Source organism: Streptomyces sp. NBC_00237 (assembly GCF_026342435.1).
GTDB lineage: Bacteria > Actinomycetota > Actinomycetes > Streptomycetales > Streptomycetaceae > Streptomyces.
This window is the reverse complement of record NZ_JAPEMT010000002.1, coordinates 2,186,000-2,212,302: the sequence shown is the minus strand read 5'-3', so window position 1 is coordinate 2,212,302 and position 26,303 is coordinate 2,186,000. Positions and strand designations below refer to the sequence as shown.

At 72.0% G+C, this 26,303-nt stretch carries 29 protein-coding genes; 16 read left to right on the top strand and 13 right to left on the bottom strand.

The window, feature by feature from the left end; translation table 11 throughout:
- The first annotated feature begins 10 nt into the window (after positions 1–10).
- Positions 11–631 (top strand): response regulator transcription factor, encoded by a 621-nt coding sequence (locus tag OG897_RS23570; RefSeq protein ID WP_266659182.1) that lies wholly within the window; start codon positions 11–13, stop codon positions 629–631.
- A 117-nt stretch (positions 632–748) separates the two neighbouring features.
- The gene (locus tag OG897_RS23565; RefSeq protein WP_266659181.1) at positions 749–1,204 is read left to right on the top strand and encodes a carboxymuconolactone decarboxylase family protein; all 456 of its coding nucleotides are present in this window, start codon (positions 749–751) and stop codon (positions 1,202–1,204) included.
- A gap of 10 nt (positions 1,205–1,214) precedes the next feature.
- Here OG897_RS23565 and OG897_RS23560 read toward each other — a convergent pair whose 3' ends face one another.
- On the bottom strand, positions 1,215–2,069 hold the full coding sequence (locus tag OG897_RS23560; RefSeq protein ID WP_266659180.1) for a transglutaminase-like domain-containing protein: 855 nt from the start codon (positions 2,067–2,069) through the stop codon (positions 1,215–1,217).
- Between the two features lie 18 nt (positions 2,070–2,087).
- Positions 2,088–3,092, bottom strand: a complete 1,005-nt coding sequence (locus OG897_RS23555; protein WP_266659179.1) for a GNAT family N-acetyltransferase — start codon at positions 3,090–3,092, stop codon at positions 2,088–2,090.
- Positions 3,093–3,236: 144 nt separating this feature from the next.
- Between OG897_RS23555 and fdxA the strand changes: the two genes are divergently transcribed.
- Positions 3,237–3,557 (top strand): ferredoxin, encoded by a 321-nt coding sequence (fdxA, locus tag OG897_RS23550; RefSeq protein ID WP_030573070.1) that lies wholly within the window; start codon positions 3,237–3,239, stop codon positions 3,555–3,557.
- 122 nt (positions 3,558–3,679) lie between these two features.
- Complete coding sequence (gene dapC, locus OG897_RS23545) at positions 3,680–4,780, top strand: succinyldiaminopimelate transaminase (protein ID WP_266659178.1); 1,101 nt, start codon at positions 3,680–3,682, stop codon at positions 4,778–4,780.
- 86 nt (positions 4,781–4,866) lie between these two features.
- On the opposite strand, the gene OG897_RS23540 is transcribed toward dapC, so the two are convergent.
- Both OG897_RS23540 and OG897_RS23535 read right to left on the bottom strand, forming a co-directional pair.
- Entirely contained in the window at positions 4,867–5,331 is a 465-nt protein-coding gene (locus tag OG897_RS23540) for an ATP-binding protein (RefSeq protein WP_266659177.1), read from the bottom strand.
- Between the two features lie 382 nt (positions 5,332–5,713).
- Entirely contained in the window at positions 5,714–6,718 is a 1,005-nt protein-coding gene (locus OG897_RS23535) for a hypothetical protein (protein WP_266659176.1), read from the bottom strand.
- Positions 6,719–6,775: 57 nt separating this feature from the next.
- Between OG897_RS23535 and dapE the strand changes: the two genes are divergently transcribed.
- Together dapE and OG897_RS23525 are read left to right on the top strand one after the other, a co-directional pair.
- A complete protein-coding gene (gene dapE / locus OG897_RS23530) occupies positions 6,776–7,855 on the top strand; it encodes a succinyl-diaminopimelate desuccinylase (RefSeq protein WP_266659175.1) in 1,080 nt (359 codons plus the stop codon).
- A 69-nt stretch (positions 7,856–7,924) separates the two neighbouring features.
- On the top strand, positions 7,925–8,674 hold the full coding sequence (locus OG897_RS23525; RefSeq protein WP_266659174.1) for a TIGR00730 family Rossman fold protein: 750 nt from the start codon (positions 7,925–7,927) through the stop codon (positions 8,672–8,674).
- A gap of 54 nt (positions 8,675–8,728) precedes the next feature.
- Here the strand turns inward: OG897_RS23525 and folP are convergent, their stop codons facing one another.
- Positions 8,729–9,589 carry a dihydropteroate synthase gene (gene folP, locus OG897_RS23520; RefSeq protein ID WP_266659173.1) on the bottom strand — a complete coding sequence of 287 codons (861 nt, stop codon included), beginning with the start codon at positions 9,587–9,589 and terminating at the stop codon, positions 8,729–8,731.
- A gap of 298 nt (positions 9,590–9,887) precedes the next feature.
- Between folP and OG897_RS23515 the strand changes: the two genes are divergently transcribed.
- Together OG897_RS23515 and OG897_RS23510 are read left to right on the top strand one after the other, a co-directional pair.
- Positions 9,888–10,388: a DivIVA domain-containing protein gene (locus OG897_RS23515; protein ID WP_266660436.1), complete on the top strand. Its 501-nt coding sequence runs from the start codon at positions 9,888–9,890 to the stop codon at positions 10,386–10,388.
- A complete protein-coding gene (locus OG897_RS23510) occupies positions 10,385–10,981 on the top strand; it encodes a DNA-3-methyladenine glycosylase I (RefSeq protein ID WP_266659172.1) in 597 nt (198 codons plus the stop codon). The genes OG897_RS23515 and OG897_RS23510 overlap by 4 nt, the downstream gene beginning before the upstream one ends.
- Before the next feature lie 43 nt (positions 10,982–11,024).
- Here the strand turns inward: OG897_RS23510 and OG897_RS23505 are convergent, their stop codons facing one another.
- Positions 11,025–11,825, bottom strand: a complete 801-nt coding sequence (locus tag OG897_RS23505; RefSeq protein WP_266659171.1) for an enoyl-CoA hydratase/isomerase family protein — start codon at positions 11,823–11,825, stop codon at positions 11,025–11,027.
- Positions 11,826–12,186: 361 nt separating this feature from the next.
- Between OG897_RS23505 and OG897_RS23500 the strand changes: the two genes are divergently transcribed.
- Complete coding sequence (locus tag OG897_RS23500; RefSeq protein ID WP_003966491.1) at positions 12,187–12,354, top strand: DUF3117 domain-containing protein; 168 nt, start codon at positions 12,187–12,189, stop codon at positions 12,352–12,354.
- A gap of 101 nt (positions 12,355–12,455) precedes the next feature.
- On the opposite strand, the gene OG897_RS23495 is transcribed toward OG897_RS23500, so the two are convergent.
- On the bottom strand, positions 12,456–13,121 hold the full coding sequence (locus tag OG897_RS23495) for an O-methyltransferase (protein ID WP_266659170.1): 666 nt from the start codon (positions 13,119–13,121) through the stop codon (positions 12,456–12,458).
- Between the two features lie 152 nt (positions 13,122–13,273).
- On the opposite strand from OG897_RS23495, the gene sigE reads away from it, so the two are divergent.
- From sigE to OG897_RS23470, 5 genes are all read left to right on the top strand, one after another.
- Positions 13,274–14,065, top strand: a complete 792-nt coding sequence (gene sigE, locus OG897_RS23490; protein ID WP_266659169.1) for an RNA polymerase sigma factor SigE — start codon at positions 13,274–13,276, stop codon at positions 14,063–14,065.
- Positions 14,062–15,066: an anti-sigma factor gene (locus OG897_RS23485; protein ID WP_266659168.1), complete on the top strand. Its 1,005-nt coding sequence runs from the start codon at positions 14,062–14,064 to the stop codon at positions 15,064–15,066. The genes sigE and OG897_RS23485 overlap by 4 nt, the downstream gene beginning before the upstream one ends.
- Before the next feature lie 144 nt (positions 15,067–15,210).
- Positions 15,211–17,178 carry a S1C family serine protease gene (locus OG897_RS23480; RefSeq protein WP_266660435.1) on the top strand — a complete coding sequence of 656 codons (1,968 nt, stop codon included), beginning with the start codon at positions 15,211–15,213 and terminating at the stop codon, positions 17,176–17,178.
- A gap of 163 nt (positions 17,179–17,341) precedes the next feature.
- Positions 17,342–17,815, top strand: coding sequence for a sec-independent translocase (locus OG897_RS23475; protein WP_266659167.1), 474 nt, complete (start codon positions 17,342–17,344; stop codon positions 17,813–17,815).
- 100 nt (positions 17,816–17,915) lie between these two features.
- Positions 17,916–18,593, top strand: a complete 678-nt coding sequence (locus tag OG897_RS23470; protein WP_266659166.1) for a hypothetical protein — start codon at positions 17,916–17,918, stop codon at positions 18,591–18,593.
- A 62-nt stretch (positions 18,594–18,655) separates the two neighbouring features.
- Here the strand turns inward: OG897_RS23470 and OG897_RS23465 are convergent, their stop codons facing one another.
- From OG897_RS23465 to OG897_RS23455, 3 genes are read right to left on the bottom strand one after another with little or no spacing between them, the layout of a single operon-like run.
- Complete coding sequence (locus OG897_RS23465) at positions 18,656–19,789, bottom strand: Mrp/NBP35 family ATP-binding protein (RefSeq protein WP_266659165.1); 1,134 nt, start codon at positions 19,787–19,789, stop codon at positions 18,656–18,658.
- A 43-nt stretch (positions 19,790–19,832) separates the two neighbouring features.
- Positions 19,833–20,507 carry a DUF1003 domain-containing protein gene (locus OG897_RS23460; protein ID WP_266659164.1) on the bottom strand — a complete coding sequence of 225 codons (675 nt, stop codon included), beginning with the start codon at positions 20,505–20,507 and terminating at the stop codon, positions 19,833–19,835.
- Positions 20,497–21,768 carry a CBS domain-containing protein gene (locus OG897_RS23455; protein WP_266659163.1) on the bottom strand — a complete coding sequence of 424 codons (1,272 nt, stop codon included), beginning with the start codon at positions 21,766–21,768 and terminating at the stop codon, positions 20,497–20,499. Before OG897_RS23455 ends, OG897_RS23460 begins: the two co-directional genes overlap by 11 nt.
- A gap of 219 nt (positions 21,769–21,987) precedes the next feature.
- On the opposite strand from OG897_RS23455, the gene OG897_RS23450 reads away from it, so the two are divergent.
- On the top strand, positions 21,988–22,755 hold the full coding sequence (locus OG897_RS23450) for a hypothetical protein (protein ID WP_266659162.1): 768 nt from the start codon (positions 21,988–21,990) through the stop codon (positions 22,753–22,755).
- Here OG897_RS23450 and OG897_RS23445 read toward each other — a convergent pair.
- Both OG897_RS23445 and OG897_RS23440 read right to left on the bottom strand, forming a co-directional pair.
- A complete protein-coding gene (locus OG897_RS23445; protein WP_266659161.1) occupies positions 22,752–23,342 on the bottom strand; it encodes a hypothetical protein in 591 nt (196 codons plus the stop codon). The genes OG897_RS23450 and OG897_RS23445 overlap by 4 nt on opposite strands.
- 103 nt (positions 23,343–23,445) lie before the next feature.
- Entirely contained in the window at positions 23,446–24,555 is a 1,110-nt protein-coding gene (locus tag OG897_RS23440; protein ID WP_266659160.1) for a magnesium and cobalt transport protein CorA, read from the bottom strand.
- Between the two features lie 542 nt (positions 24,556–25,097).
- Between OG897_RS23440 and OG897_RS23435 the strand changes: the two genes are divergently transcribed.
- Positions 25,098–25,682 (top strand): suppressor of fused domain protein, encoded by a 585-nt coding sequence (locus tag OG897_RS23435; RefSeq protein ID WP_266659159.1) that lies wholly within the window; start codon positions 25,098–25,100, stop codon positions 25,680–25,682.
- A gap of 206 nt (positions 25,683–25,888) precedes the next feature.
- Here the strand turns inward: OG897_RS23435 and OG897_RS23430 are convergent, their stop codons facing one another.
- Positions 25,889–26,230, bottom strand: coding sequence for a peptidoglycan-binding protein (locus OG897_RS23430; RefSeq protein ID WP_266659158.1), 342 nt, complete (start codon positions 26,228–26,230; stop codon positions 25,889–25,891).
- Between the last annotated feature and the right edge of the window lie 73 nt (positions 26,231–26,303).

The window sequence follows — 26,303 nt, the reverse complement described above, 5'->3', positions numbered from 1 at the left end:
GATCGCCCTCATGACCAGCACCGCCGGCATCCGGCTCCTGCTCGCCGAGGACCAGTCGATGGTCCGCGAGGCGCTCGCCGCGCTCCTCGGCCTGGAGCACGACTTCGAGGTCGTCGCCCAGGTGGCGCGCGGCGACGAGGTGCTGGCGGCGGCCCGTGCGACCCCCGTCGACGTGGCCCTCCTCGACATCGAGATGCCCGGCGCGACCGGCATCGAGGCCGCCGCCCAACTGACCGCGCAGCTCCCCGAGGTGAAGGTCGTCGTCCTCACCACCTTCGGCCGCCCCGGCCACCTGCGTACGGCCATGGAGGCGGGCGCGGTCGCGTTCCTGGTGAAGGACGCCCCGGCCGCCCAGCTCGCCGACGCGATCCGCAGGGTCCTCGCGGGGGAGCGGGTCATCGATCCCACCCTGGCCGCCGCCGCGCTCGCGGGCGGGGCCAACCCGCTCACCGACCGCGAACGCGAGGTGCTGCGCGCCGCCGCCGACGGGTCCACCAACGCGGAGATCGCCGCCGCCCTCCACCTCTCCCAGGGCACCGTGCGCAACTACCTCTCCACCGCCATCCAGAAGCTGGCCACCCGCAACCGGGCCGAAGCGGTCGGCGTGGCCCGCGAGAAGGGCTGGCTCTAGGGAGCCGGAATCCTCCTCCCGAAGATTCCTTCCGGGACCGGTCACACTTCCGTCGCGGGCTCCGTCATACGGGTGCGGGCGCAAGCGAGCGCCCCGCGAACCCCCAAGGAGCCCGTTGTGGAAGCCCGTATGGCCAACCCCGCCACGATCATCCCCGAGGCGTACCCCGCCATCCTCTCCGTCATGAAGGCGGCCCGTAAGGGCGGCGTCCCGGAGTCCACGATGGAGCTGATCCACCTGCGCATCAGCCAGATCAACGGGTGCGGCGTCTGCGTCGTCGGCGGCGCGGCGAGCGCCCGCAAGTCCGGGGAGACCGAGGAGCGCCTCGACTCCGTCGCCGTCTGGCGCGACGCCCCGTACTTCACCGACGCCGAGCGCGCCGCCCTGGACCTCGCCGAGTCCGCCACCCGCCTCGCCGACCGCCCCGATCCGGTGTCCGACGAGGTCTGGAACGAGGCCGCCAAGCACTACGACGAGAAGCAGCTCGCCGGGATCACCCTGTGGATCGGCGTCAGCAACCTCTTCAACCGGCTCAACGCCACCACCCGCCAGGTCGCCGGAGCCACGTGGTAGGTCCTGACGATCAGTTGAGGCGGGCCCGGGCCGCCCTGGCCCGCCCCCTGATCGCCTCCGCGGACATCGGCTCCACCGCCTCCACCACGTCCGCGTACTCCTCCAGCTCCGCCGCCCCGCCGAGGAAGTCACCCCGCTGGACCCGCAGTTGCGCCTTCTCGTAACGCAGTCGCGCCGGATGGGCGGGCAGCAGCAGCGCCAACTCCACCGCCCACAGCTGCACATCACTGCGCTCGGGCCGCGCCGCCGCCCACGCCCTGATGTTGTTCAGCATCCGCATCACGATGTCCAGCGGATCGGCCGCCCGCAGCATCGAAGCGTCCAGCGGCTCCCCGGTGGCCCCCGCCACCAGCAGCTCCGCATCCGCCCCGGTCAGCAGCCGCCCCCCGTTGAAGGGGTCCACCAGCACCTGCTCGCCCGGCTCCCCGAACGCCACCACGAAATGCCCCGGCAGCGCCACCCCGTACACCGGGGCCCCGGCCCGCCTGGCCACCTCCATCCACACCACCGACAGCAGGATCGGCAGCCCCCTGCGCCGCTTCAGCACCGCCGGGAGCAGCGAGGAGTCCAGCCGCTGATAGTCGCCGGGCGTGCCCTGGAACCCGCAGCGCGCGCCCAGCAGTTCCGCCAGCGCCGTCGCCCACGACCGGGGTCCGGCCGGGCGGAACGGCAACAGCCCCGCCAGCCGGTCCAGTTCGATCTGCGCCTCGTCGATCCCGGCCTGCCCGAGCGACGGATCCCCGACCGCGCCGATCAGGAGGCACAGCGTCGCCAGATCGGGCTGCCGCGCCCGCACCTCGTCGCGGAACTGCGCCTGCCAGTCCGGCAGTTCACCGCCGGAGTTCCTGCCTGCTGCCTCGTCCATGAAAGCCTCGTACCCGCTCTACGCGGTCCGGTAGTGGTGGTAGCTGTGATGGGTCGCGAACCCCATCCCGTCGTACAGCGCACGCGCCCCTTCGTTGTCGGCCTCCACCTGGAGCCACGCCGCCGACGCCCCCTCGTCCAGCGCCTTGCGCGCCAGTACGGCCATGACCGCCGAGGCCAGCCCCCGCCGCCGGTGCGCCGGATCGACCTCGACGGCCGCGAACCCGGCCCACCGCCCGTCGACCACGCACCGCCCGATCGCGGCGGGCGGCTGCCCCGCCTCTCCCGGCACGGTCGCGAACCACACCGAGGGCCCGCTCCCCAGCACCTTCTCCACCTCGGGACCCGGTGCCTCGAAGCGCTGGTAGCGCGACAGCCACGCCGCGTCCGCATGCCGCGCCAGCACCACGTCCGCCTCCGCCGGGCCCGCGTCCAGGTCGCCGACCGGGGCGAGCGCCGCGATCCGCACCTGCGCGGACACGTCCAACTGCCAGCCGTACGAAGCCAGTTCCGCTCCCAGGGCCTCCTGCGTACCCTCGGCCCCGGTGGCCACCTGGACGTACGCCGGAAGTCCCCGCCGCGCATACCAGTCGCGTACGTACGCCAGCGCATCGCCCGTCGGAACCCCGGGTTCCCCGAGCGGCAGCACCGAATTGGCCCGCCGCGTAAAGCCGTTCGAGGCCCGCAGCGTCCACCCGCCCAGCCGCTCGCTCTCCACCGGCTGCCACGCCCGCGCCGTCACCGCCGCGAGTTCGGCGAAGGTCGCGGCGGGGCCGCGCCGCCTGGCCGGGGCGGCGGGCACGACCTTCGCGGCCACCAGTTCCGCCGCGTCGACCCGTACCGTCTCACCATTCTTTCGTGTGATCGACAGCACACCGTCGTGCCAGGACGTGAGCACCCCGACCACGTCCGCGAACCGGGCGCCGGGTGCAGAGTCCCCGGTCAGACGCCGGACTGATACCCGTTTGCCCACGTCACCCGGTGTCAGCCGTACCTCAAGTTGTCCGCCGGCAGTGAATTCCACAGCTCTGTCCACCCCTCCTGTTCGGATCGTGCCCGGGAACGGAGATACTAGGTGCGGGCATCGCACGACGCCGCGCTCCCGCGCGCCCGTGGACGGAGCCGGAGAAGCTCGGCCCGCCGCGCCCTATCGAGGAGGAACGACAGCGTGACCTACGTCATCGCGCAGCCTTGTGTCGACGTCAAGGACAAGGCGTGCATCGAGGAGTGCCCGGTCGACTGCATCTACGAGGGCTCCCGGTCCTTGTACATCCACCCGGACGAATGCGTCGACTGTGGTGCCTGTGAGCCGGTCTGCCCGGTCGAGGCGATCTTCTACGAGGACGACACTCCGGAGGAGTGGAAGGACTACTACAAGGCGAACGTCGAGTTCTTCGACGAGCTCGGTTCGCCCGGTGGTGCCTCCAAGCTGGGCCTGATCGAGCGCGACCACGCGTTCATCGCCGCCCTGCCGCCGCAGAACCAGTAGGCGGTCAGGCGGCCATTGAGCGTCGCCCCCGGTCCCGTACGGCCTTCGCTGCCGTACGGGACCGAGGCGTTTCCCGGCACCGCCCGATCCGTCCGTGTACGTACGAGAAAGTGATCCGCATCGTGTCCACAGTCACCGACCGGCTCCCCACCTTTCCCTGGGACAAGCTGGAGCCGTACAAGCAGACGGCCCAGGCGCACCCCGACGGCATCGTGGACCTCTCCGTCGGCACCCCCGTCGACCCGGTTCCCGAGCTGATCCAGAAGGCGCTGGTCGCCGCCGCCGACTCGCCCGGCTATCCGACGGTGTGGGGCACGGTCGCGCTGCGCGACGCGCTGGTGGAGTGGGTGGAGCGACGCCTGGGCGCCCGCGGCGTCCAGCACACCAACGTCCTCCCGGTGGTCGGCTCCAAGGAACTCGTCGCCTGGCTGCCCACCCAGCTGGGTCTGGGCCCCGGCGACCAGGTCGCCTTCCCCCGCCTCGCCTACCCGACGTACGAGGTCGGCGCGCGCCTGGCCCGCGCCGAGGCCGTCGTCTACGACGACCCGACCACGGACCTGGACCCGGCCCGCGTCAAGCTCCTGTGGCTCAACTCGCCGTCCAACCCGACCGGCAGGGTCATCGGCAAGGGCGAGCTGACCCGGATCGTCACCTGGGCGCGCGAGCACGACATCCTCGTCGTCGCCGACGAGTGCTACCTGGAGCTGGGCTGGGAGGCCGACCCGGTCTCCGTCCTGCACGCGGACGTCTGCGGCGGCCCGCTCACCGGGCTCGTCGCGGTCCACTCCCTCTCCAAGCGCTCCAACCTGGCGGGCTACCGGGCCGCCTTCGTCGCGGGCGACGAGGCCGTACTCGGCGACCTGCTCCAGATCCGCAAGCACGGCGGCATGATGACCGCCGCCCCGGTGCAGGCCGCCACGGTCGCCGCCCTCGGCGACGACGCGCACGTGGCCGAGCAGCGGGAGCGCTACGCGGCCCGCCGCACGGCCCTGCGCACGGCCCTTCTCGCGCACGGCTTCCGCGTCGAGCACAGCGAGGCCAGCCTCTACCTGTGGGTCACCCGCGACGAGGACTGCTGGCGGACCGTCGCCCACCTCGCCGAGCTGGGCATCCTGGTCGCGCCGGGCGACTTCTACGGGGAGGCGGGCGCGGAGTTCGTCCGCGTCGCCTTCACGGCCACGGACGAGCGGGTCGCCGCAGCGGTGGCACGGCTGACCGCCTGAGGTCCTTCCCCGCGCAGACGAAGGGGCCCCGGGAGTTCGTGACTCCCGGGGCCCCTTCGCGTACAGCGGGACGTGTCGCGGTGTGCTCAGCCGAGGGGCAGGCCCTGGACGGGCAGGGTGCCGGCGCCCGGCAGGCCGCCACCGGTGGGCAGACCGCCGGTGGGCAGGCCACCGGTCGGCAGGCCGCCGTCCGTGGCGGTCTTGGCGGTCTCGCCGAGCACCTCGCCGGCGCTTCCTGCGACGTCACCGGCGGCCTTCTGGGCGGCGGGGGTGGCGGTCTTGCCCGCCTTGCCGACGGTCTTTCCGGCGGCCGGGACGGCCTTCTTGACGGCAGCGCTGCTGGTGTCGCCCGCCACGTTGGACGCCTTCTGCGACGCGCCGTCGACGGTGTCGCCGAGACCGGCGCCGTCCAGCGCGGTCAGGCCACCGAGGTTCGGGGCGGCCGGGAGGTCGACCGCGCTGGCGGAGCCGGTCGCACCGATCACGGAGGCGGCGCCTGCGGCACTGATGAGAGCGGCGCGGGCGATCCGGCGAGCCAGGGGGAGGGACATGGTGCTCCTTAGCGGGAGAAGACGTTGAGACGCTGTCTGTCCGGCGATCGGACGCCATGACAACCGCTCGGAGGGCGGGGGAGGTTGCGGTGGGCCAAGGTAAAGAGTTCGCAAGGCGGTACATGGTCCGGTATGGATATAAACGGGCAAACGAGAAGCATCCGGCAGCCGCCGAAGACGCCCACTTCCCTTGATTCCCAAGGGAATTCACGGACGGATCCCGAGGTGGGGACGGGTGCCCCGCCATCCGGGTGCGAGAGGCCCGGGCAGCCCCCTTCGAGGGACGGGGTGGACGCGTGATCGCCCGATGTTCGATCGGTGACCCGGCCTTGACCTGGGAGTGATCTGCCCGTTATCGGTTGTTCGTCCGGTGAGGGGCGCGTTACGGGGACGTGGTGATCCGCACGTCGTCCGCCCCCGCCCGGCCCTCCGGAACGCGCTGCCACCCCTTCGCCGCCTCCGTGGTGCGCCACTCGCGGCCCGCGTACGTGATGCGGGCGACGCGCAGTTCGGCGGAGTGCGCCATCGCCCAGTGGGCCAGCGTCCAACCCCGCTGCCGAGGCGCGGATTCGGCGGCCGGGGCACCTGCGGATGCGGGCGCGGACGGAGCGGGGGACACGGGCACGACGAGGGTGCGCGCGTCCTGCGCCCCCGCCCCGGCGGTGGCCCCCCGGTCCCGGGCGCCCCGCGCTTCCCGGGGGAGGACCCCGGCGCCGAAGTCCCGCACGAGGCGCTCCCGTACCTTCGCGGGATCGCCCGGCGTGCCATCGTCGCCGCCCCGGCGGGTCTCGCACGTCAGGGACGCGGGCGTCCGGCCGGTGAGGGCCGAGGCCAGCAGGGCGGCGTCCGGCTCGTGCTTGGCGTACGCCTGCGGGAACCCGCTCTTCTGCACGCGCTGGGCGGCCACGGTCAGCGGCAGCCGCGAGTACCCGGGCACCTCGGTGAGGTGCTGGTAGAAGCGCCCGGCCGAGTACGCGGGGTCGAGGATCTGCTTCTCCGTGCCCCACCCCTGCGAGGGCCGCTGCTGGAACAGCCCGAGCGAATCCCGGTCGCCGTGCCGGATGTTGCGCAGCGCCGACTCCTGGAGGGCGGTGGCGAGCGCGATGGTCACGGCGCGCTCGGGCATGCCGCGCGCGGTACCCACGGAGGAGATGGTCGCCGCGTTGACGGCCTGCTCGGCGGTCAGGTCGTACCGGGAACCGTTCGCACCGCTGACGTCCTGGCCCCGTACGGAACAGCGCGTGGAGCCCTGGTCTCCGGCGAAGAACTGCACCGTCACGTACCCGGCCACCGCCACGAGCACGGCGACGCCCGCACCGATGCGGACGGCGCGGCGGCGGAACGGGGAGGAGGGGGAGGACGCGGCGGAAGCGGAGTGCTGGGACACAGCCCCAAGGTACTGGAGCCCGCATGCCCGGCCCACCGCCCCGTTAGGGTCGACGGCATGCCCGACACCTCCCTCGACCTCACCGTTGACGCCGCCGCCGTCACCGCCCAGCTCGTCGACTTCCGCTCCGAAAGCGGCGACGAGAAGCCCCTCGCCGACGCCATCGAGCAGGCCCTCCGCGCCCTCCCCCACCTCACGGTCGACCGCCACGGCAACAACGTCGTCGCCCGTACGCACCTCGGCCGCGCCGAACGCGTCGTCCTCGCCGGACACATCGACACCGTCCCCATCGCCGACAACGTCCCCTCCCGCCTGGACGAGGACGGCGTCCTGTGGGGCTGCGGCACCAGCGACATGAAGGCGGGCGTCGCGCTCCAGCTGCGCATCGCGGCCACCGTCCCCGCCCCCAACCGCGACCTGACCTTCGTCTTCTACGACAACGAAGAGGTGGCCGCCCACCTCAACGGCCTCGGCCACGTCGCCGAGGCCCACCCCGACTGGCTCGCCGCCGACTTCGCGGTCCTCCTCGAACCCTCCTACGGCGAGGTCGAGGGCGGCTGCCAGGGCACCCTGCGCGTCATCCTGCACACCACGGGCGAGCGCGCCCACTCCGCACGCAGCTGGATGGGCTCCAACGCCATCCACAAGATCGCGCCGATTCTGACCACGCTGGCCGCCTACGAACCGCGCCGCCCGGTGATCGACGGCCTGGAGTACCACGAGGGCCTCAACGCGGTCCGCGTCGAGGCGGGCGTCGCCAACAACGTCATCCCCGACGCCTGTTCGGTCACGGTCAACTACCGCTACGCCCCCGACCTTTCCCCGGAAGAGGCCCTCGCGCACGTCCGCGAGACCTTCGCCGACTGCGACATCGCCTCCCTCGTCGTCGACGACCACTCCCCGGCGGCCCTCCCCGGCCTCTCGCACCCGGCGGCCCGGGCGTTCATGGAGGCCGTCGGCGGCAAGGCCAACCCGAAGTTCGGCTGGACGGACGTCGCCCGCTTCAGCGCGCTGGGCGTCCCCGCCGTGAACTACGGCCCCGGCGACCCGCTCCTCGCCCACAAGCGGGACGAGCGCGTCGAGGTGGCCAGGATCCTTCAGGGCGAAGAACGACTCCACGCCTGGCTGACGGACTGAATTTCATCATTCGTCACATCTGTGGACCTACCCTGACCGGACAACGTACGGCAGCGAAGGGAGCACGGCATGACGCATCCTGAAGAGGGACGGACGCCCGAGGAGCAGCGGCTCGGCCCGGTCCTGCGCCGCCGGGACCAGGTCCAGCCCGGCACCACGGACCAGCGCCTCCTGGACACGGAGGGCGACTCGGAGTGGGTCCACACGGACCCCTGGCGGGTCATGCGCATCCAGTCGGAGTTCGTCGAGGGCTTCGGCGCGCTCGCCGAACTCCCCAGCGCCATCAGCGTCTTCGGTTCCGCCCGCACTCCCGAGGGCACTCCCGAGTACGAAGCGGGCGTCCGCCTCGGCAGTGCCCTGGTCGACGCGGGCTTCGCGGTGATCACGGGCGGCGGCCCGGGGGCGATGGAGGCGGCCAACAAGGGCGCCCGCGAGGCGAAGGGCGTCTCGGTCGGCCTCGGCATCGAGCTGCCCTTCGAGCAGGGCCTCAACCCGCACGTCGACATCGGGGTCAACTTCCGCTACTTCTTCGTCCGCAAGACGATGTTCGTCAAGTACGCCGAAGGCTTCGTGGTGCTCCCCGGTGGCTTCGGCACCCTCGACGAGCTCTTCGAGGCGCTCACCCTGGTCCAGACCCAGAAGGTGACCCGCTTCCCGATCGTGCTCTTCGGGACGGAGTACTGGGGCGGTCTGGTGGACTGGCTCCGCGACACGGTGATCGCGCAGGGCAAGGCGTCCGAGAAGGACCTCCTCCTCTTCCACGTCACGGACGACGTGGACGAGGCGGTGGCCCTGGTGTCGAAGGAGACGGGCAAGTAGGTCCGGGGCGGGGGCCCGTCACGGCGCGGGCCCCCCGCCTTCGCGCCCCGGGTGCTACGCCAGGCCCCGGCGGGCGACCGCCGGGGGCCGGTGGCCCGCGATCGAGGCCACCATGTCCAGCACCTGCTTCGTCTCCGCCACCTCGTGCACCCGGTACACCTGCGCCCCCAGCCACGCCGACACCGCCGTCGTCGCCAGCGTCCCGATGATCCGCTCCTTGACCGGCCGGTCCAGCGTCTCCCCGACGAAGTCCTTGTTGGACAGGGACACGAGCACGGGCCACCCGGTGTCCGCCATCTCCCCGAGCCGCCGCGTCGCCTCCAGGCTGTGCCGGGTGTTCTTCCCGAAGTCGTGCCCCGGATCGATCATGATCGCGTCCCGCCGCACCCCCAGTTCCACGGCCCGCTCCGCCAGCCCCACCGTGACGTCCAGAATGTCCGCCATGACGTCGTCGTACGTCACCCGGTGCGGTCGCGTACGAGGCTCGGCCCCGCCCGCGTGCGTGCACACCAGCCCGACGTCGTACCGCGCCGCGACCTCTGCCAGCTTCGGATCGACGCCGCCCCAGGCGTCGTTGAGCAGATCCGCCCCGACCTCGCACACGGCCTCGCCGACTTCGTGCCGCCAGGTGTCGACACTGATCACGACATCGGGATACCTCGTGCGCACCTCTGCCACGAACCCGACGGTCCGCCGCGCCTCCTCCTCGGCGCTCACGTGCTCGCCCGGCCCCGCCTTGACCCCGCCGATGTCGATGATGGCGGCGCCCTCGGACACCGCCTGCTCGACGCGGGCGAGCGCGGGCTCGTCGCGGAAGGTGGCTCCCTGGTCGTAGAAGGAGTCCGGGGTGCGGTTCACGATCGCCATGATCACCGGCTCGTGGGTCCCGAAAACACGCCGTCCCAGCCGCAGCATCTGCAAGTTCCTCCTCGTCACGGACCTGTGGCGGCCCTGATGAGGCCGTCTGCGACCTTACGGCCTCGGGAGCAATAGCGCGTGGGCTCCCGGCGCCCTGCGACTCCGCCTCCGGCGTTGTCGTCAGTCGCGATGGCTCCGCCATCCCTCCCTCCTTCGCCTTGGATTCGAAGCCACATGACGCCGCTCGCTGATCCACGCCCTATTGCTCCCGAGGCCGTGGACTGTCACACCCGCATGGCACGATCAGGACCGCAAGGTTTCCGTACTGTTCAGGTCCGTGCCCGGGGAGACGCTGGTGTTCTGGTTCTTGCTCTTGGCGATGGTGGTGGTGGTCGCCGCCGTGACGCTCGCCGTCGTCGGCGGCGGCGGCGAGGGGCCGCTGCCGGAGGCCGCCCCCGACCACCTGGTGGACCCGCTGCCCCTGACCCGTCCGATCGGCCGCGCGGACATCGAGTCGCTGCGGCTGCCGCTGGCCGCCCGGGGCTACCGGATGGCGGACGTCGACGACGTACTGGGCCGGGTCGGTGCGGAACTGGCGGAGCGGGACTCCCGCATCGCCGAGCTGGAGTCCGCGCTCGCGGGCGCGCAGGCCGCCACGGCGGGCGGCCCGAACCCCTTCACGAAGCGGGCGGAACCCCCGGCGCCCGAGGCGCGGCAGCCGCAGCAGAAGCCTCAGGAGACACCGCAGCCGCAGCAGGTGCCTCAGGAGACACCTCAGCCCCAGGAACCACCGCAGCCGCACCAGTCCCAGGAACCCCAGGACGCGCCCCCCGCCCCCGAGGAGCCCCGCTCATGACCTCCGCCGCACCCGGAGCCGTTCCCGGCGCGGACGGCGCCCTCCGCTGTCCCTGGGGCCTGGCCACCGAGGACTACACGGCGTACCACGACACGGAGTGGGGCCGCCCGGTCCACGGCGACGACGCACTGTACGAGCGCCTCTGCCTGGAGGCGTTCCAGTCCGGCCTGTCCTGGCTGACGATCCTGCGCCGCCGCGAGGGCTTCCGTACGGCCTTCTCCGGCTTCGAGATCGCGAAGGTGGCCGAGTTCACCGACGCCGACGCGGCCCGCCTCCTCGCCGACCCCGGCATCATCCGCAACCGCGCGAAGATCGAGGCCACCCTCGCGAACGCACGCGTCCTCGCCGAGTGGCCCGACGGCGACCTCGACCGCCTCGTCTGGTCGCACGCCCCGGACCCGGCGGGCCGCCCCGCGCCCCGCACGCTCGCGGACCTGCCCGCCGTCACCCCGGAGTCGACGGCACTCGCCAAGGACCTCAAGAAGCGCGGCATCCGCTTCGTCGGCCCGACCACGGCGTACGCCCTGATGCAGGCGTGCGGCCTGGTCGACGACCACCTCGTCGACTGCGTCGCCCGGGGCGGCGGCTCGTAACCCCGCCCGAGCCGTGTCACCGCGCCCGACCGGAGGGGAGGGTTCAGCGACCCAGGTACTTCGGCCGCGCCTTGTCGATGAACGCCTGCACCGCGATCGCGTGGTCCTCCGACGCGCCCGCCCGCGTCTGGAGCTCGTCCTCCTTCTCCAGCGTCTCCAAGAGGCCGTGCGACGACCCGTACGCCAGCGACGCCTTCAGCGCGGCGTACGCGACCGTCGGCCCCTCCGCGAGCGAGCGCGCGACGGCCGTCGCCTCGGCGGCGAGAGCGGGGGCGGCCACCACCCGGTTCGCGATGCCCAGCTCGAACGCCTCCTGCGCGCTGATCGAGCGCGGGAAGAGCAGCAGGTCGGCGGCCCGTCCGTGCCCGATCAGCCGGGGCAGCGTCCAGGACACGCCCGAGTCCGCGGTCAGCGCGACCCCGGCGAAGGACGTGTTGAAGACGGCGCCCTCCGAGACGATCCGGTAGTCGGCGGCGAGCGCGAAACCGAGGCCCGCACCCGCCGCGGCCCCGTTGACCGCCGCGACGACCGGCTTCGGCATCTCGGTGAGGTCCCGGATCACCGGGTTGTAGTGCTCCCGCACGGTGCTCATGGTGGTGCCGGTACCGGCCTCGCGGTCCGCGGTCAGCGAGGAGATGTGCTCCTTGAGGTCCTGGCCGACGCAGAACGCCCGCCCGGTGGCCGTCAGCAGCACCGCCCGCACCGCCGGGTCCGAGGCCGAGGCCCGCACCGCTTCCCGCAGGGCGACCTTGGCCTCGGTGTTCATCGCGTTCATGGCGTCGGGACGATTGAGCGTGATCGTCGCGAGTCCGTCGGTCACCTCGTAGAGCACGGTGTCGGCCATCGTCGGTCCCCTCGTGAAAGATCTCGGAACTTCTGTGAAGTCTGCGCAGCTCCCAGGAGCGCTGAGCAGCTCCCGACAGCGGAAAATCGGCATGCACAGGCCAGCATGGCGGAGATCTCGGACGCTGCACATGTGACCTGCGTCAAACAAAAAGACGTCCGGGAGAGGTGCGAAGCGGCGAAGTATCGCAGTTGGATCGCCGAATTGAGTGGTTTTGCGGCTGCGCGTTGCGCAAGCGATGCGAACCGATGTTGGTCATTGGGTCCTGCGATGCGGGATAATGGCCTGGAAGCAGTGTGTTCGATGCCGGTGACACCTGGGTTGTCGGCTGCGTGAGCTGGTTTCAGGAAGGGGAACGAGCATGGCGGCCATGAAGCCGCGGACGGGCGACGGCCCGCTCGAGGTGACCAAGGAGGGGCGGGGCATCGTCATGCGCGTTCCGCTCGAAGGCGGCGGACGACTTGTCGTCGAGCTGACTCCGGACGAGGCCGATGCACTCGGCGACGCCCTGAAGAAGGTCGTCGGCTAACGCCTGAAGGCGGAATAGCGCTCTACATCTCTCCACTGCCCCGGCCACGCGCGAGCGTGTCACCGGGGCAGTGGTGCGTTCCGGGGCCGGAGCGGGGCCCGTCAGCCCCTGCGCACCGCGCACAGCAGACCGTCGCCCACCGGCAGCAGCGAGGACGTCAGCTCCGTCGACTCGCGCACCGTGCGCAGCAGCTCGCGCAGCCGCAGCACCTCGGCGGGCTGGGCGGCGGAGTCCACCGTGCGGCCGTCCGCGAAGACGCCCTCGAAGCACACCAGACCGCCAGGTCGCAGCAGCCGCAACGATTCAGCGAGATAGTCCAGGGACTCCAGCCGGTCGCCGTCGCAGAAGACGAGGTCGTACCCGCCGTCCGCGAGGCGGGGCAGTACGTCCAGGGCGCGGCCGGGGATGAAGCGGGCCCGGTTCCCGGCGAAGCCCGCCGAGCGGAACGCCTGCTTGGCGAAACCCTGCCGCTCGGGCTCCAGGTCGACGGTGGTCAGCACGCCGTCCGGACGCATCCCGTGCAGCAGGTAGATGCCGGACACGCCCGTGCCCGTACCGATTTCGGCGACGGCCTTGGCGTCCGCCGTCCCGGCCAGCAGGCGCAGCGCTGCACCGGTGCCCGGGGACACCGAGGGGACGCCCGCGTCCCGGGCCCGGTCCCGGGCCCAGCGCAGAGTGTCGTCCTCGGCGACGTAGGCGTCGGCGAACGCCCAGCTCGTCTGCCGGTTGGCGGTAATGACCCTCTCCTGTCCCCGTAGTTGGCGCAACGGTGACTGTATCCGCTGGAGTCGGGAACTCGCAGATGGGACCGGTCGTTAGGAGGGCACAGGGGGAACAGATGGATCACGGTGAGCGGGACCGGCAAGGGTCCCAAAATTCACGCAAAGACTCTTATCCGGAGCTAACGGGCGAGGTGGTTATGGTAGGGGCTCCACTGGACACCACCAGAGCCGACAGGGGAGGTGCGGCTGCGGCCGGTGATCGGGGAGGAGTGCTGAAGCGCTTCTTCAGGTCTGCGGGCGAGCCGAAATCCGTGACCGACACCGCTGACCGTTCGACCTCCACCTCCGTGGCCCCCACGGCGACCTTCGCTGACTTCTCGGACGCGGAGGAGACGTGGACGCCTCCCACCTGGGAGGAGATCGTCAGCACGCACAGCACCCGCGTCTACCGGCTGGCCTACCGTCTGACGGGCAACCAGCACGACGCGGAGGACCTGACCCAGGAAGTCTTCGTCCGGGTCTTCCGCTCGCTGTCGACGTACACGCCCGGCACCTTCGAGGGCTGGCTGCACCGGATCACGACCAACCTCTTCCTGGACATGGTGCGCCGCAAGCAGCGCATCCGCTTCGACTCGCTCGGCGACGACGCGGCGGAGCGGCTGCCCAGCCGCGATCCGTCGCCCCAGCAGGCGTTCCAGGACACCCACTTCGACGCGGACGTGCAGCAGGCGCTGGACACCCTCGCGCCCGAGTTCCGTGCCGCCGTCGTGCTCTGCGACATCGAGGGACTGTCGTACGAGGAGATCGCCGCCACCCTCGGCGTCAAGCTCGGTACGGTCCGCAGCCGCATCCACCGCGGCCGCTCCCACCTGCGCAAGGCGCTCAAGCACCGCTCCCCCCAGGCCCGTGCGGAGCAGCGTGCGCTGGCCTCCGTGGGCGCCGGGCTGCCGATCGTGCCCGCTCCGGCCGGAGAGGGGGGGCTCGGGTGAGCGGATCCCGGCCCACCCCGGCGGAGCAGCACCTCGGGGACCGGCTCGCCGCCCTGGTGGACGGCGAACTCGGGCACGACTCGCGCGAGCGGGTCCTGGCCCACCTGGCGACCTGCGCGAAGTGCAAGGCCGAGGCCGACGCACAGCGCAGGCTGAAGGACGTCTTCGCGCACAGCGCCCCCCCTGCGCCCTCAGCGGGCTTCCTGGCCAGGCTCCAGGGCCTGTCCGACGGCACCGATGACGACGACGGGCAGGGCGGCGGACCGCCGGGGCGCAGAAGATTCGGCGAGGGCGCGGCCTTCGGCGTTTTCTCTGCCGACCAGCCGCTCGGCTTCGGCAGCCGGATCGGGTACGAGCCCGAGGGCGCGCACCCGGGTGTCCTGCCCGAGCCCTCCCGTGACCGGGGCTTCCGCATCCACGAGGTCGGCAGACCGGAGAGCGAGCGTACGGGGCGCAGGCCGCGCAGGTTCGCGTTCGCCGCGGCGAGCGCGGTGTCCCTGGCCGCCATCGCACTCGGCGGAGCGCTTCCCGCGGAGACCACCAACAACCCCACCGCCAGGGGCGAGCGGGCGGGCGGGTTCGTCCCGACCCGGGCCGCGACCCCGGCGAGCGGCACGGACAGCAGCCGCCGCCAGGGCGGCGCGACCAGCGTCGGCTCGGGCAGCAGCTTCACCGGTGCGGGCAGCGCGACACTGCTGTCCGCCACCTCGGGCAACCGTGCGGGCACCGCCGCCGCACCCCCCGTTCCGCACGGCACGGGACTGGCGGCGCATCCGCCCGGCGCCCAGCCGAACCGGCCGCAGGGTTCGCTGCGCGGTCAGGGCCGGTGGGACCGGGGGCTGCGGGTCTTCCCCGTCCCGCTCACGGACGCCTCGTACGCGCTCCCGCTGATACGCCAGGCGCCGACGCCTTCGCCCTCGGCGACGCCGTCGACGCCCTCCGCTCCCGGCCAGCTGGCCGCACCGCCGACGCCCGAGCTCTCCGTTTCGCGCAGTCGCTGACCCGCGAGCCGACCGCACTCTGCGCGCGCCCTCGCAAACCTGGTTGAATCCAGGGAAGGGGTGCCCGCCACGGGCGCGGAGACGGGTTCCCGTCGCGGTTCGGCACGGATCGCGGTACGGGCCATGGGCAGTTGCGGGGAGAGCATGGACGAGGGCAAGCCCGCCGGACCACGGGCGAAGTGGTGGAGCCGCCCCGCGCAGGGGAGGCCCGACCCCGTGGCGGACCCGGAAGCGGGCCCGGCCGAGCCGGAGTTCCGGGACCCGGCCCCTGCGGCGCCGGAGCACGGCCCCGGTACGCGGCCGGACGCGGAGGCCCCGCAGCCGGACGCCGCCGCGCCCCCGGGCGGGCCGGGCCTCCCGGCGGACGAACCGCAGGACCGGATACCGGAGTCGGAGACGGGGGAGCGGTCGGCCGCCTTGCCGGACCCGACGCCGGAAAACCCCTTCGAGACGCCCGGCACCGGCCGGTCCGCCGCCGGACAGGGCGACCCCGAGCCTGCCGAAGCACCCCAGGGTGGCGGTTTCGGCGAAGGACGGGCGAAGCCCCTGCACGACCCCGATCCGTACGGCACACCTCCGTACGGCGGTCCTGGGCCCTGGGCGCCCGCACCCCCGGTGCAGCGGCCGACTCCCGCCGAGGACCTCCACGTACCGCCGGGGTTCGGCGACGAGCGGGGACCGCTCCCCACATCGCAGACCGCACAGGTCCCCCAGGCCCCTCAGGCCCCGCAGGCTCCACCGGTGCCGCATCGGGCGCCGCCCGTGCCCCACCCCGCCCCACCGGCGGCGCGCCCGCCCGTACCGCAGCAGCCCGCCGCGCAGCCGCAGCCGCACCCACACCCACACCCGTACGCCGGGCCCGCCCAGCACCCCGGTGCCCCGCAGCCCGCGTCGAGTCCCGGTGCTCCGCCGACGTACCCGGAGTCGCAGTGGCTCCAGTACGACCCGTGGAGCGCCGCTCCGCCGCAGGCGCTGACGTACGCGGGCGAGCCGCCCAGGAAGCGGCGGCGCGGCGGAATGTTCGTCGGGGCGCTGGTGATCGCCCTGGTGGCGGGCGGGATCGGCGGCGGCGTGGGGGCGTACGTCGAACGCAACGACGGCTTCGGCGGCGGTTCCGTACGGCTGCCGCAGTCCGGCAAGGCACCCACCGACCGCGCCCCCGACACCGTCGCGGGCATCGCGGCCAGTGCCCTGCCCAGCGTCGTCACCCTGCACGTCAGCGGCAGCAGCGGCAAGGGCACCGGCACCGGGTTCGTGCTCGACAGCAAGGGCCACATCCTCACCAACAACCACGTCGTGGATCCCGCCGGTACCAACGGCGTCATCTCCCTCACCTTCAGCAGCGGCGAGACCGCCAGGGCCAAGCTGGTCGGCAAGGACAGCGGCTACGACCTCGCCGTCGTGAAGGTCACCGGTGTCTCCGGGATGAAGCCGCTGCCGCTCGGCAACTCGGACAACGTCCGCGTGGGTGACCCCGTGGTGGCGATCGGCGCGCCCTTCGACCTCCAGAACACGGTCACCGCGGGCATCATCAGCGCCAAGCAGCGGCCCATCACGGCGGGCGGCGAGAAGGGCGACGGCAGCGACGTCAGCTACGTCGACGCCCTCCAGACCGACGCCCCGATCAACCCCGGCAACTCCGGCGGGCCGCTCGTCGACTCGCAGGCCCGGGTGATCGGCGTCAACAGCGCCATCCGGGGCTCCGACAACGGCGGCCTCGACGGCGGCCAGGCCGGGAGCATCGGCCTCGGCTTCGCGATCCCGATCAACCAGGCGAAGCGCGTCGCCGAGGAACTGATCAGCACGGGCAAGGCCACCCACCCGGTGATCGGCGTCTCGCTCGACATGAAGTTCACGGGCGACGGCGCGAAGGTCGGTGCGAAGGGGGCCGACGACGCCCCGGCGGTCACGCCGAACGGCCCCGGCGCCAAGGCCGGGATCAAGCCGGGCGACGTCATCACCAAGATCGACGGGCAGCGGGTGCACAGCGGCGAGGAACTGATCGTCAAGATCCGGTCGCGTCGGCCGGGGGAGCGGATGGGGCTGACCGTGGAACGCGACGGCAAGGAGCGGGACGTGACGCTGGTGCTGGGCTCCGCGGGGGATTCCTGACATACGCCGCAGCACGGGTCCGCCGCCCGGGAGCCCCGGGGCGGCGGGGCCGTGCGAAGCCGAACGGCCCTGTGGGCGGCAGATGGGTGTCACCTGAAGGTACCGTCCGGACAGCTGGGGCGGGTACCGTGGAACGCGCCCGGAGAATCCAAGGAGCTGCAAGGTGTTCACAGACATAGGCGGACTGGAGCTGTTGACGCTCGCGGTGCTCGCCGTGCTCATCTTCGGCCCGGACAAGCTGCCCAAGCTGATCCAGGACGCCACCCGCTTCATCCGCAAGATCCGGGAGTTCTCGGAGAGCGCGAAGCACGACATCCGCAGCGAGCTGGGGCCGGAGTTCAAGGACTTCGAGTTCGAGGACCTCAACCCGAAGAACTTCGTACGCAAGCAGCTGGCGGAGCACGGGGGCGACGATCTCGGGCTGAAGGAGATCCGCGAGAGCTTCGACCTGCGCGGGGAGCTTCAGGAAGTCACGGACGTGGTGAACGGCAAGGCGCGGCCGACGTCGCGGACGCCTTCCGACGGGCCGGAGGCGTCGGAGACGCCCAAGGCGGACCTGACGAAGAAGCCCGAGGCCCCGGCCCCGGCGAACCTCCGCAAGGAGGCACGCCCGGTGTTCGACCCCGACACGACCTGAGCATCCGCAGGGGTTGGCTATTCTCCATCTGGTCCGGTAGCAGGACGCCCGAGGGGGGCGGGCCGCACCGGCGTTGACGATCGAGGAGGCGGCCGGGCAGATGGAGACGACGAGTCGGGCAGGGGCGCAGGGGAATTCCGGTGCGCCCGGTGGATCCACCACGGAAGGGGTTCCGGCAGCCCGGCGTACGGTCGACGGCTATCTGCGCGCCCCCTTCCCCTGGTACGGGCTGGACGATGCCTTCACGGGACCGCGCTGGCTGATGCAGGTCGGCACGGCCGCCGACGGCACCGTGCAGCACGGCGCGCTGGGCCACGGCGACGAGCCGACGATAAAGACCTCCGGCGAGGAGGGCCCCGACAAGGAGCGGTTCGCGGTCGTGGTGACCGTCGCCGCCTCCCCGGTGCGCCGCAGCGGCGACGGCACGGGCACGCTGGAGGCCACCTCGGTGTCCTCCGCCGCCTGGCTGGCCGGGGCCGGGCTGCTGTCGCAGACCTGGCCCGCGCAGCTCGACCACTCGATGCGGGACAACTGGCTCGACCAGCAGACCGAGGTCTCCTTCGAGCTGGCCGACGACCTGGAGGGTCCCGACTGGTCGGCGCTCTCGCTGCCGGTCGACGGGGTGCCGACGCCGTTCCACTACCGCGAGTCCGAGTACGGCTGGGTGCTCGCCGGGTCCACCGGGTCCGGCGTCCACATCGGTGCGTACGGGCGGGGCATGAGCGCGTACGGCCTGGGCTTCTCCGTGGTCAAGGACGTCACCACGTACGAGGGCTGAGCACACATGGGTAAGGGGCGGCCTCAAGGAGGCCGCCCCTTACCCATGCGTCTGTGACTGTGTCAGAACTTGTTGCGCGGCGTGATTCCCAGCGACATCCCCGACAGCCCGCGCGCCCGGCCGCCCAGCTTCCCCGCGATGGCCCGCAGCGCGGACCCGGCGGGCGACTCGGGGTCGGTCAGGACGACGGGACGGCCGTCGTCGCCGCCCTCCCGCAGACGTACGTCGATCGGGATGGAGCCCAGCACGGGGACGGTCGCGCCGGTGGTCTTGGTGAGCCCCTCGGCGACGCGCTCGCCGCCGCCGGTGCCGAACACGTCGACGATCTCGTCGCAGTGCGGGCACGGCATGCCCGACATGTTCTCGACGACACCGACGATCTTCTGGTGCGTCTGTACGGCGATGGACCCGGCCCGCTCGGCGACCTCGGCGGCGGCCTGCTGCGGTGTGGTGACGACGAGGATCTCGGCGTTCGGGACGAGCTGCGCGACGGAGATCGCGATGTCGCCCGTGCCCGGCGGGAGGTCCAGCAGGAGCACGTCCAGGTCGCCCCAGTACACGTCCGCGAGGAACTGCTGGAGCGCGCGGTGCAGCATCGGGCCGCGCCACACGACCGGGGCGTTGCCCGGGGTGAACATGCCGATGGAGATGACCTTCACGCCGTTCGCCGACGGCGGCATGATCATGTTCTCGACCTGGGTGGGGCGTCCCTCCACGCCCAGCATGCGGGGCACGCTGTGACCGTAGATGTCCGCGTCGACGACGCCGACCTTGAGCCCGTCGGCCGCCATCGCCGCCGCCAGGTTGACCGTCACCGAGGACTTGCCGACGCCGCCCTTGCCGGAGGCCACCGCGTACACGCGGGTCAGCGAACCGGGCTGGGCGAAGGGCACTTCGCGCTCGGCGGTGCCGCCGCGCAGCGCGCCCGCCAGCTCCTTGCGCTGCTCGTCGCTCATCACGTCGAGCTCGACGGTGACGGCGGTGACGCCTTCCACCCGCTCGACGGCCTCGCGCACGTTGTTGGTGATGGTCTCGCGCATCGGGCAGCCGGAGACGGTCAGATAGACCGCGACGGCGACCGTTCCGTCCGCACCGATCTCGACCGATTTGACCATGCCGAGCTCAGTGATCGGTCGGTGGATCTCGGGGTCGTTCACCGTCGCCAGTGCTTCGCGCACCGCGTCTTCCGTAACCATGACTCGATAGTACGGCGGCACGGCCGTGCGGCGGGAAGCCCGGTCAACGGTCGTCTTCGTCACTCCGGTTCACGGGCTCCACCGGGAATACGGTCCGCCGGTCCTCCAACTCCTTCACCAGGTCCTGGAGTTCGGAGCGGATCCAGTCGCGGGTCGCGACCTCGCCGAGGCCCATCCGCAGGGCCGCGATCTCCCGTGTGAGGTATTCGGTGTCGGCGATGGAACGCTCGTTCTGCTTGCGGTCCTGCTCGTGCGTGACCCGGTCGCGGTCGTCCTGCCGGTTCTGCGCGAGGAGGATCAGCGGAGCCGCGTACGACGCCTGGAGGGAGAGCGCCAGCGTCAGGAAGATGAAGGGGAACTCGTCGAAGCGCAGGTCCTTGGGTGCGAAGACGTTCCACAGCACCCAGAGGATGATCACCGCGGTCATCCAGACGATGAACCGCCCCGTCCCGAGGAACCGGGCGATTCTCTCCGAAACCCGTCCGAAAGCCTCCGGATCCCACTCGGGCAGCAGTCGGGTACGGGGCGCTTTCGGCTGATCCAGACGCACACGTGAGGCGCGCGTCACCGCGCTCGCGCCCGTCGTGGACCGCGCGCGCTCCTTGCCCTCACCACCCCGGGCCTCACCGCCCTGCTTGGCGGTCCTGACCGGCCTGCCCTGCTTGCTCGTCCTGTTCGGCCTGCCCGGCATGCCCGGCCTGTCCGGCTTAGTGGCCACCGACGACACCCCCCGGATTGAACTCCGTCTCCCGCCAGTCGTCCGGCAGCAGGTGGTCCAGTACGTCATCGACGGTCACCGCGCCCAGCAGCGAGCCGCCCTCGTCGACGACGGGCGCGGCCACCATGTTGTACGCGGCGAGATAGCTGGTCACGGCGGGCAGCGAGGTGTCCGGCGACAGCGGCGGCAGATCGGACTCCACCACCGACGACACCAGCGTCCCGGGCGGCTCCCGCAGCAGCCGCTGGAAGTGCACCGTGCCCAGGTACTTGCCCGTCGGCGTCTCGTCCGGTGGCCGGCACACGTACACCTGCGCCGCCAGCGCGGGCGACAGATCCTGCTGCCGTACGCGCGCGAGGGCGTCGGCCACCGTCGCGTCGGGCCGCAGCACGATCGGCTCGGTCGTCATCAGACCGCCCGCCGTCCGCTCCTCGTACGACAGCAGCCTGCGCACATCGGCCGCGTCGTCCGGCTGCATCAGCGTCAGCAGCCGCTCCTTGTCCTCCTCGGGCAGCTCGGAGAGCAGGTCGGCCGCGTCGTCCGGGTCCATCGCCTCCAGGACGTCGGCGGCCCGCTCCTCCTTCAGCTTGCCGAGGATCTCGATCGAGTCGTCCTCCGGCAGCTCTTCGAGTACGTCGGCCAGCCGGTCGTCGTCCAGGGCCGAGGCGACCTCGGCACGGCGCTTGGGGGTGAGGTGGTGCAGGGCGTTGGCGAGGTCGGTGGGCCGGAGCTGCTCGTACGCGGCGATCAGGCTCTCGGCGCCCTGCCCGTGCTCCTCCAGCGAGAACCCGGTGACCGCCGACCACTCGACGGTCAACGTCTCGCCCTTCCTCCGCAGCGCCCCGATCTTCCCCTTGCGTACGAAGACCTTGTCGATCTCCCAGTCGCGGCGGGCCGGGAGCTGCGCGATGGCCACGTCGAGGACGGTGACCTCCTCGTCGCCCTCCACCAGCCGCACCCGCCGGTCGAGCAGTTCGCCCAGGACGAGCCGCTCGGTGGGGCGCTGCTCGAAGCGCCGCATGTTCACGACGCCGGTCGTGATGACCTGGCCGGACTCCACGCCCGTCACCCGGGTCATCGGCAGGAAGATGCGGCGTCGGCTGACGACCTCCACGACCAGCCCCAGCAGCCGAGGGGGCCTGCGCCCCACCCGCAGCATCGCCACCAGGTCGCGCACCCGTCCCACCTGGTCGCCGTTCGGGTCGAAGACCGGCACTCCGGCCAGGTGCGAGACGAAGACGCGGGGTGCCCCTGCTGCCATGCCGACCGCCTCCTCGCTGCTTCCCGACGTGCGCTTGAGTATTTGTCTGTAAATACGCCGGACACCGGCTTCAGGCTAGCCCGTGACGATCAACGACGCTCCGCCGGGCATCCGTACGGCTGCCTGCCTGTGGGCCGGGGCGACCCGGGTACGCTGCCCTCTGCCAACCGGACCCCGGACCCGGAACCCCGGATCCCCCAAGGAGAGGCAGTGCCGACCGTGACCGCATTCCCCCCGGCAGCCCGAGCACGCAGGGCCGTACTCGCCGGTGCGGTGTGCGCCGGTCTCGCGGCCGGTCTCACGGGCTGCGGCGAGGACCCCGACGAGGGGACGAACGGGGTCGGCAAGCTCTCCGCCGCCGAGATCGAGGGCAAGGCCCGGGCCACCGCCAAGGCGGCGGGCGCGGTACGCCTCACCGGCACGTTCGTCAGCCGTGGTGGCACGTACAAGCTGAACATGCGCCTGAAGAACACCGGCGGCACGGGCTCCGTCTCCACCAAGGACGGCACCTTCGAGCTGCTGCGCATCGACGACGAGCTCTTCATGAAGGCGGGCGCCGACTTCTGGCGGCACGACGCCACCAAGCCGGGCGCCGAGTTCAAGAAGGAGGACGCGGAGGCGGCGGACAAGCTGGAGGACAGGTACGTCAAGGTGCCCAAGGGCGACCCGGCGTACGACCAGTTCCGCGGCTTCACCGACAAGTCCTTCCTCCTCGACGGCCTCCTCGGCCTCAACGGCACCCTCGGCAAGGGCGACCGCGAGCGGATCGCGGGCATGCGCACCATCAAGGTCGTCGGCGGCGAGGACGGCCAGGGCGGCGCCCTCGACGTCTCCCTCGAAAAGAAGCCCTACCCCCTGCGCCTGGCCCGCGCGGGCGGCGCGGGCGTCGTCCAGCTCACCGACTGGGAAAAGGACTTCCCCCTGACCCGCCCCCCGAAGGACCTGACGGTCGACTACGGCCGCCAGCTCCCGAAGACGAGCGACTAGCCCTTCCTGCCCTTGCTCTCGCCCTTGTTCTCGCCCTTGCTCTTCCGCTTGAGCAGCAGCTTGGGCAGTCCGGCCGGGATCGGCCGACGCGTCGTCGCCGACGAGGGCAGCGGTACGGCGGCCAGATCGCCCTCCGGCAGCGCTTCGGTTCCGCCCTGCGGGGTGAGCCGCAGGACCCGGCACTCGCGTGCCCAACGCTCCGTCAGCTGCTCGGCGTCGGGGGCGTTCAGCCGCTTGCCCTTGAGCTCGGCGACGGCGGCCTCCCACTCCTCGGTCCCGGCGGCCAGCTCCCTGACGACGGCGGTCCAGGCAACCAGTCGGCCGCCCTTGTCCTTGCTGCGTACGGTCACCTGCGCGACGGAGCCGTCGTCGAGTCCGGGGAACGGCTGCTCGCCCGGCCCGTCGCCGACGAGGTGCACGGCACCGTCCAGCCACACGTGCCAGAGGGCCCTGGCGGGCCCGGTGCCCCGGACCCAGACGAGCCCGGACTTCTTGGTGGCCTCTTCGACGAGGGCCTGGTCGACGAGGGCCTGGTCGAGGAGGGCCTGGGCGGAGAGCGCTTGGCCGGGGAGCGGGGGCTGCGACATGGCCCCACCTTATGGGCTGAGCCGCTTCCGGGTCCGCCTGCGGCGGGCACCCCGACCCCGTCCCCCTCGCGCCCCCGGCCACCCGCCACCCGCGCCGACCCCCCTACAGCCACCCGTTCCGCTTCAGCGCCCGGTGAATCCCCAGACACACCACCGCGATCCCCCCGAGCACCATCGCGTACCCGTACTTCCAGTGCAGCTCCGGCATGTGGTCGAAGTTCATGCCGTACACACCGCAGATCATCGTCGGCACGGCCACGATCGCCGCCCACGACGTGATCTTCCGCATGTCCTCGTTCTGTGCCACCGTCGCCTGCGCCAGGTTCGCCTGGAGGATCGAGTTCAGCAGCTCGTCGAACCCCACCACCTGCTCGTGCACTCGCGCCAGGTGGTCCGCCACGTCGCGGAAGTACTTCTGGATGTCGGGGTCGACCAACCGCATCGGCCGCTCGCTGAGCTGCTGCATGGGGCGCAGGAGCGGAGCGACGGCCCGCTTGAACTCCAGCACCTCGCGCTTCAGCTGGTAGATCCGCCCCGCGTCCGCCCCTCGCGAACTCCCCTTCGCCGGGGCCGAGAACACGTCGATCTCCACCTCGTCGATGTCGTCCTGGACGGCCGAGGCGACCGCGATGTACCCGTCGACGACGTGGTCCGCGATCGAGTGCAGAACTGCCGAAGGCCCCTTCGCCAGCAGCTCCGGATCGTCCTGGAGCCGGTGCCGCAGCGCCCGCAGCGAGCCCTGGCCCCCGTGCCGGACGGTGATCACGAAGTCCCGGCCGGTGAAGCACATCACCTCGCCGGTCTCCACGACCTGGCTGGTCGCGGTCAGTTCGGTGTGCTCCACGTAGTGAATGGTCTTGAAGACGGTGAAGAGGGTGTCGTCGTACCGCTCCAGCTTCGGCCGCTGGTGCGCGTGCACCGCGTCCTCGACCGCCAGCGGGTGCAGCCCGAACTCGGCCGCGATGCCCGCGAACTCCGCCTCGGTCGGCTCGTGCAGGCCGATCCAGGCGAAACCGCCGGACTCCCGTACGCGGATCATCGCCTCGTGCGGGGTCGCGCACTCCTTCGTGCGGCGGCCGTCGCGGTAGACGGCGCAGTCGACGACGGCACTGCTCGCGGAGTGGTCGCGGGTGGCGTCGTAGTTGGCGTAGACGGTGGGGCTCTTGCGCAGGGACGGGCGTACCACTGCGCGCAGGTCACGGATCATCGACATGACGGGCTCCTTCACGGAGAAGCCGTCGGCGGGTGCGTGGCACTGCCCGGAATGGAGACGTGCGGCGCCACGGCGCTGTGGCAGGTGCGTGCACGTCGGCAAAGCGGGCGGCACCGCGAGGTCGCGGTGACGGCGTTCGCTCAGACACGGATCAGGCAAATCAGGTGAGGGTGAAGTGCTCTTCCGTCGTGCCCGCCGGGTTCTGCGGAACCTCGCGTGAAACCCCTGGAACCGTGGAGGTCACGGTGTTTCGGTGCTCCGGGGGCCGGGCACGAAGCCTCGGACCGCGTGCGTCGGATTCAGACCGCGTGTGTCAGAGGGGGTACGGAAGAGCGGTTGGTACTACCGGGTCGACTTCGATCCACCGCAGCCCCACCTCCTCCGGCCGGTCCCCCGTGGGGGACGACGTCTCCTCGGGACTGGAAAGCAACGCTTCTGCGTGCTGTCCCGATTCAGCGGCCCAGGCTACCAGCCGTCCCCGGTGTCAAGCCCCGCCACGGCCCGCCTTTGCCCGTTCCATACGCGGCCTATGCTCGCGGACCATGGGAGATGTTCTTGCGCTGGTAGAAGCCCGACTGCGGACCGCCTTGGGCGAACCGGACGCGCGCGCCGCCGTCACGTTCCTCGGTACGGACCGGATCGAGGTCCTGCGTTTCCTGGACGGCGACATCGTCCGGTACGCCACCCTCGGCATGTCCGCGGCCCCGATGACCGACCCCACCGCCGCCCTCGCCGACCCGGTGAAGGGCCCGCGCGCGGAGCTGGTCCTGTCGGTGCGGGCCGGGCTCGCGGACACCGACAAGGCGCTCCGCCCGCTCGCCGTACTGGCGGCTTCACCGCAGGTGGAGGGCCTGGTCGTGGCACCGGGTGCGTCCCTTGAGGTGGGCGAACCGCTGTGGCCCGCCGCGCCCTTCCAGTCCGTACTCGTGGCGGAGGGCGGCGGTCTCGTGGAGGACCTGGAGCTGGACGGCCCGATGGACCCGGTCCGCTTCCTGCCGCTCCTGCCGATGACGCCGAACGAGGCCGCCTGGAAGCGCGTGAAGGGCGCGCAGGAACTCCAGGAGCGCTGGCTCTCGTACGGCACCGACCTGCGCGATCCGCTGCGCGCGGGCGTCACTCTGGACTGAGGCCGCGCCGCCGGGGCCCTGCGCAGAAGGGCCTGAATTCGCTGCTGAGTTCGACTGCGGTACGGGGCGGGGCGCGGTCGGCACGCGAAGGGGCTCGGCGCGCGAAGGGACTCGGCACGCGAAGGGGCCGACACGCGAAGGGGCCGATGCGCGAAGGGCCCGGCCGGTGGTCACTCCGGCCGGGCCCCGCCCCCGTGAACCCCGTGCTAACTCCGCAGCGCCGCCCAGGTGTTCACCCCCACCTTGCCGTCGACGGCCAGCCCGCCGTACCAGCCCTGGAACTGGCGCACGGCTCCCTCGGTGTTCGTGCCGAACTTTCCGTCCACCCCCGTCGGGCCGACGTTGAAGCCCCAGTGCTCCAGCAGGCACTGCACCTCGCGGACCCGGTCGCCGGAGTGGCCTCGGACGGTGAGTTCGGTGCCGTAGTACCAGCCGCAGTTGTAGGCGGCGGCCTGTGGCGCCGCGGCGGGTGCGGTGGCCTCCGCGGTGCCGATGCCGAGCCCGAGGGCCAGGGTGGCCGCGGCCAGGGCGGTGAACAGCTTCTTCATGCGCTTCCCCTTCGTACGGTGTCCTGCGTGACGACAGTGGGGTGCGCGCCGCGTCCCCGGCCAGACCCCCGCT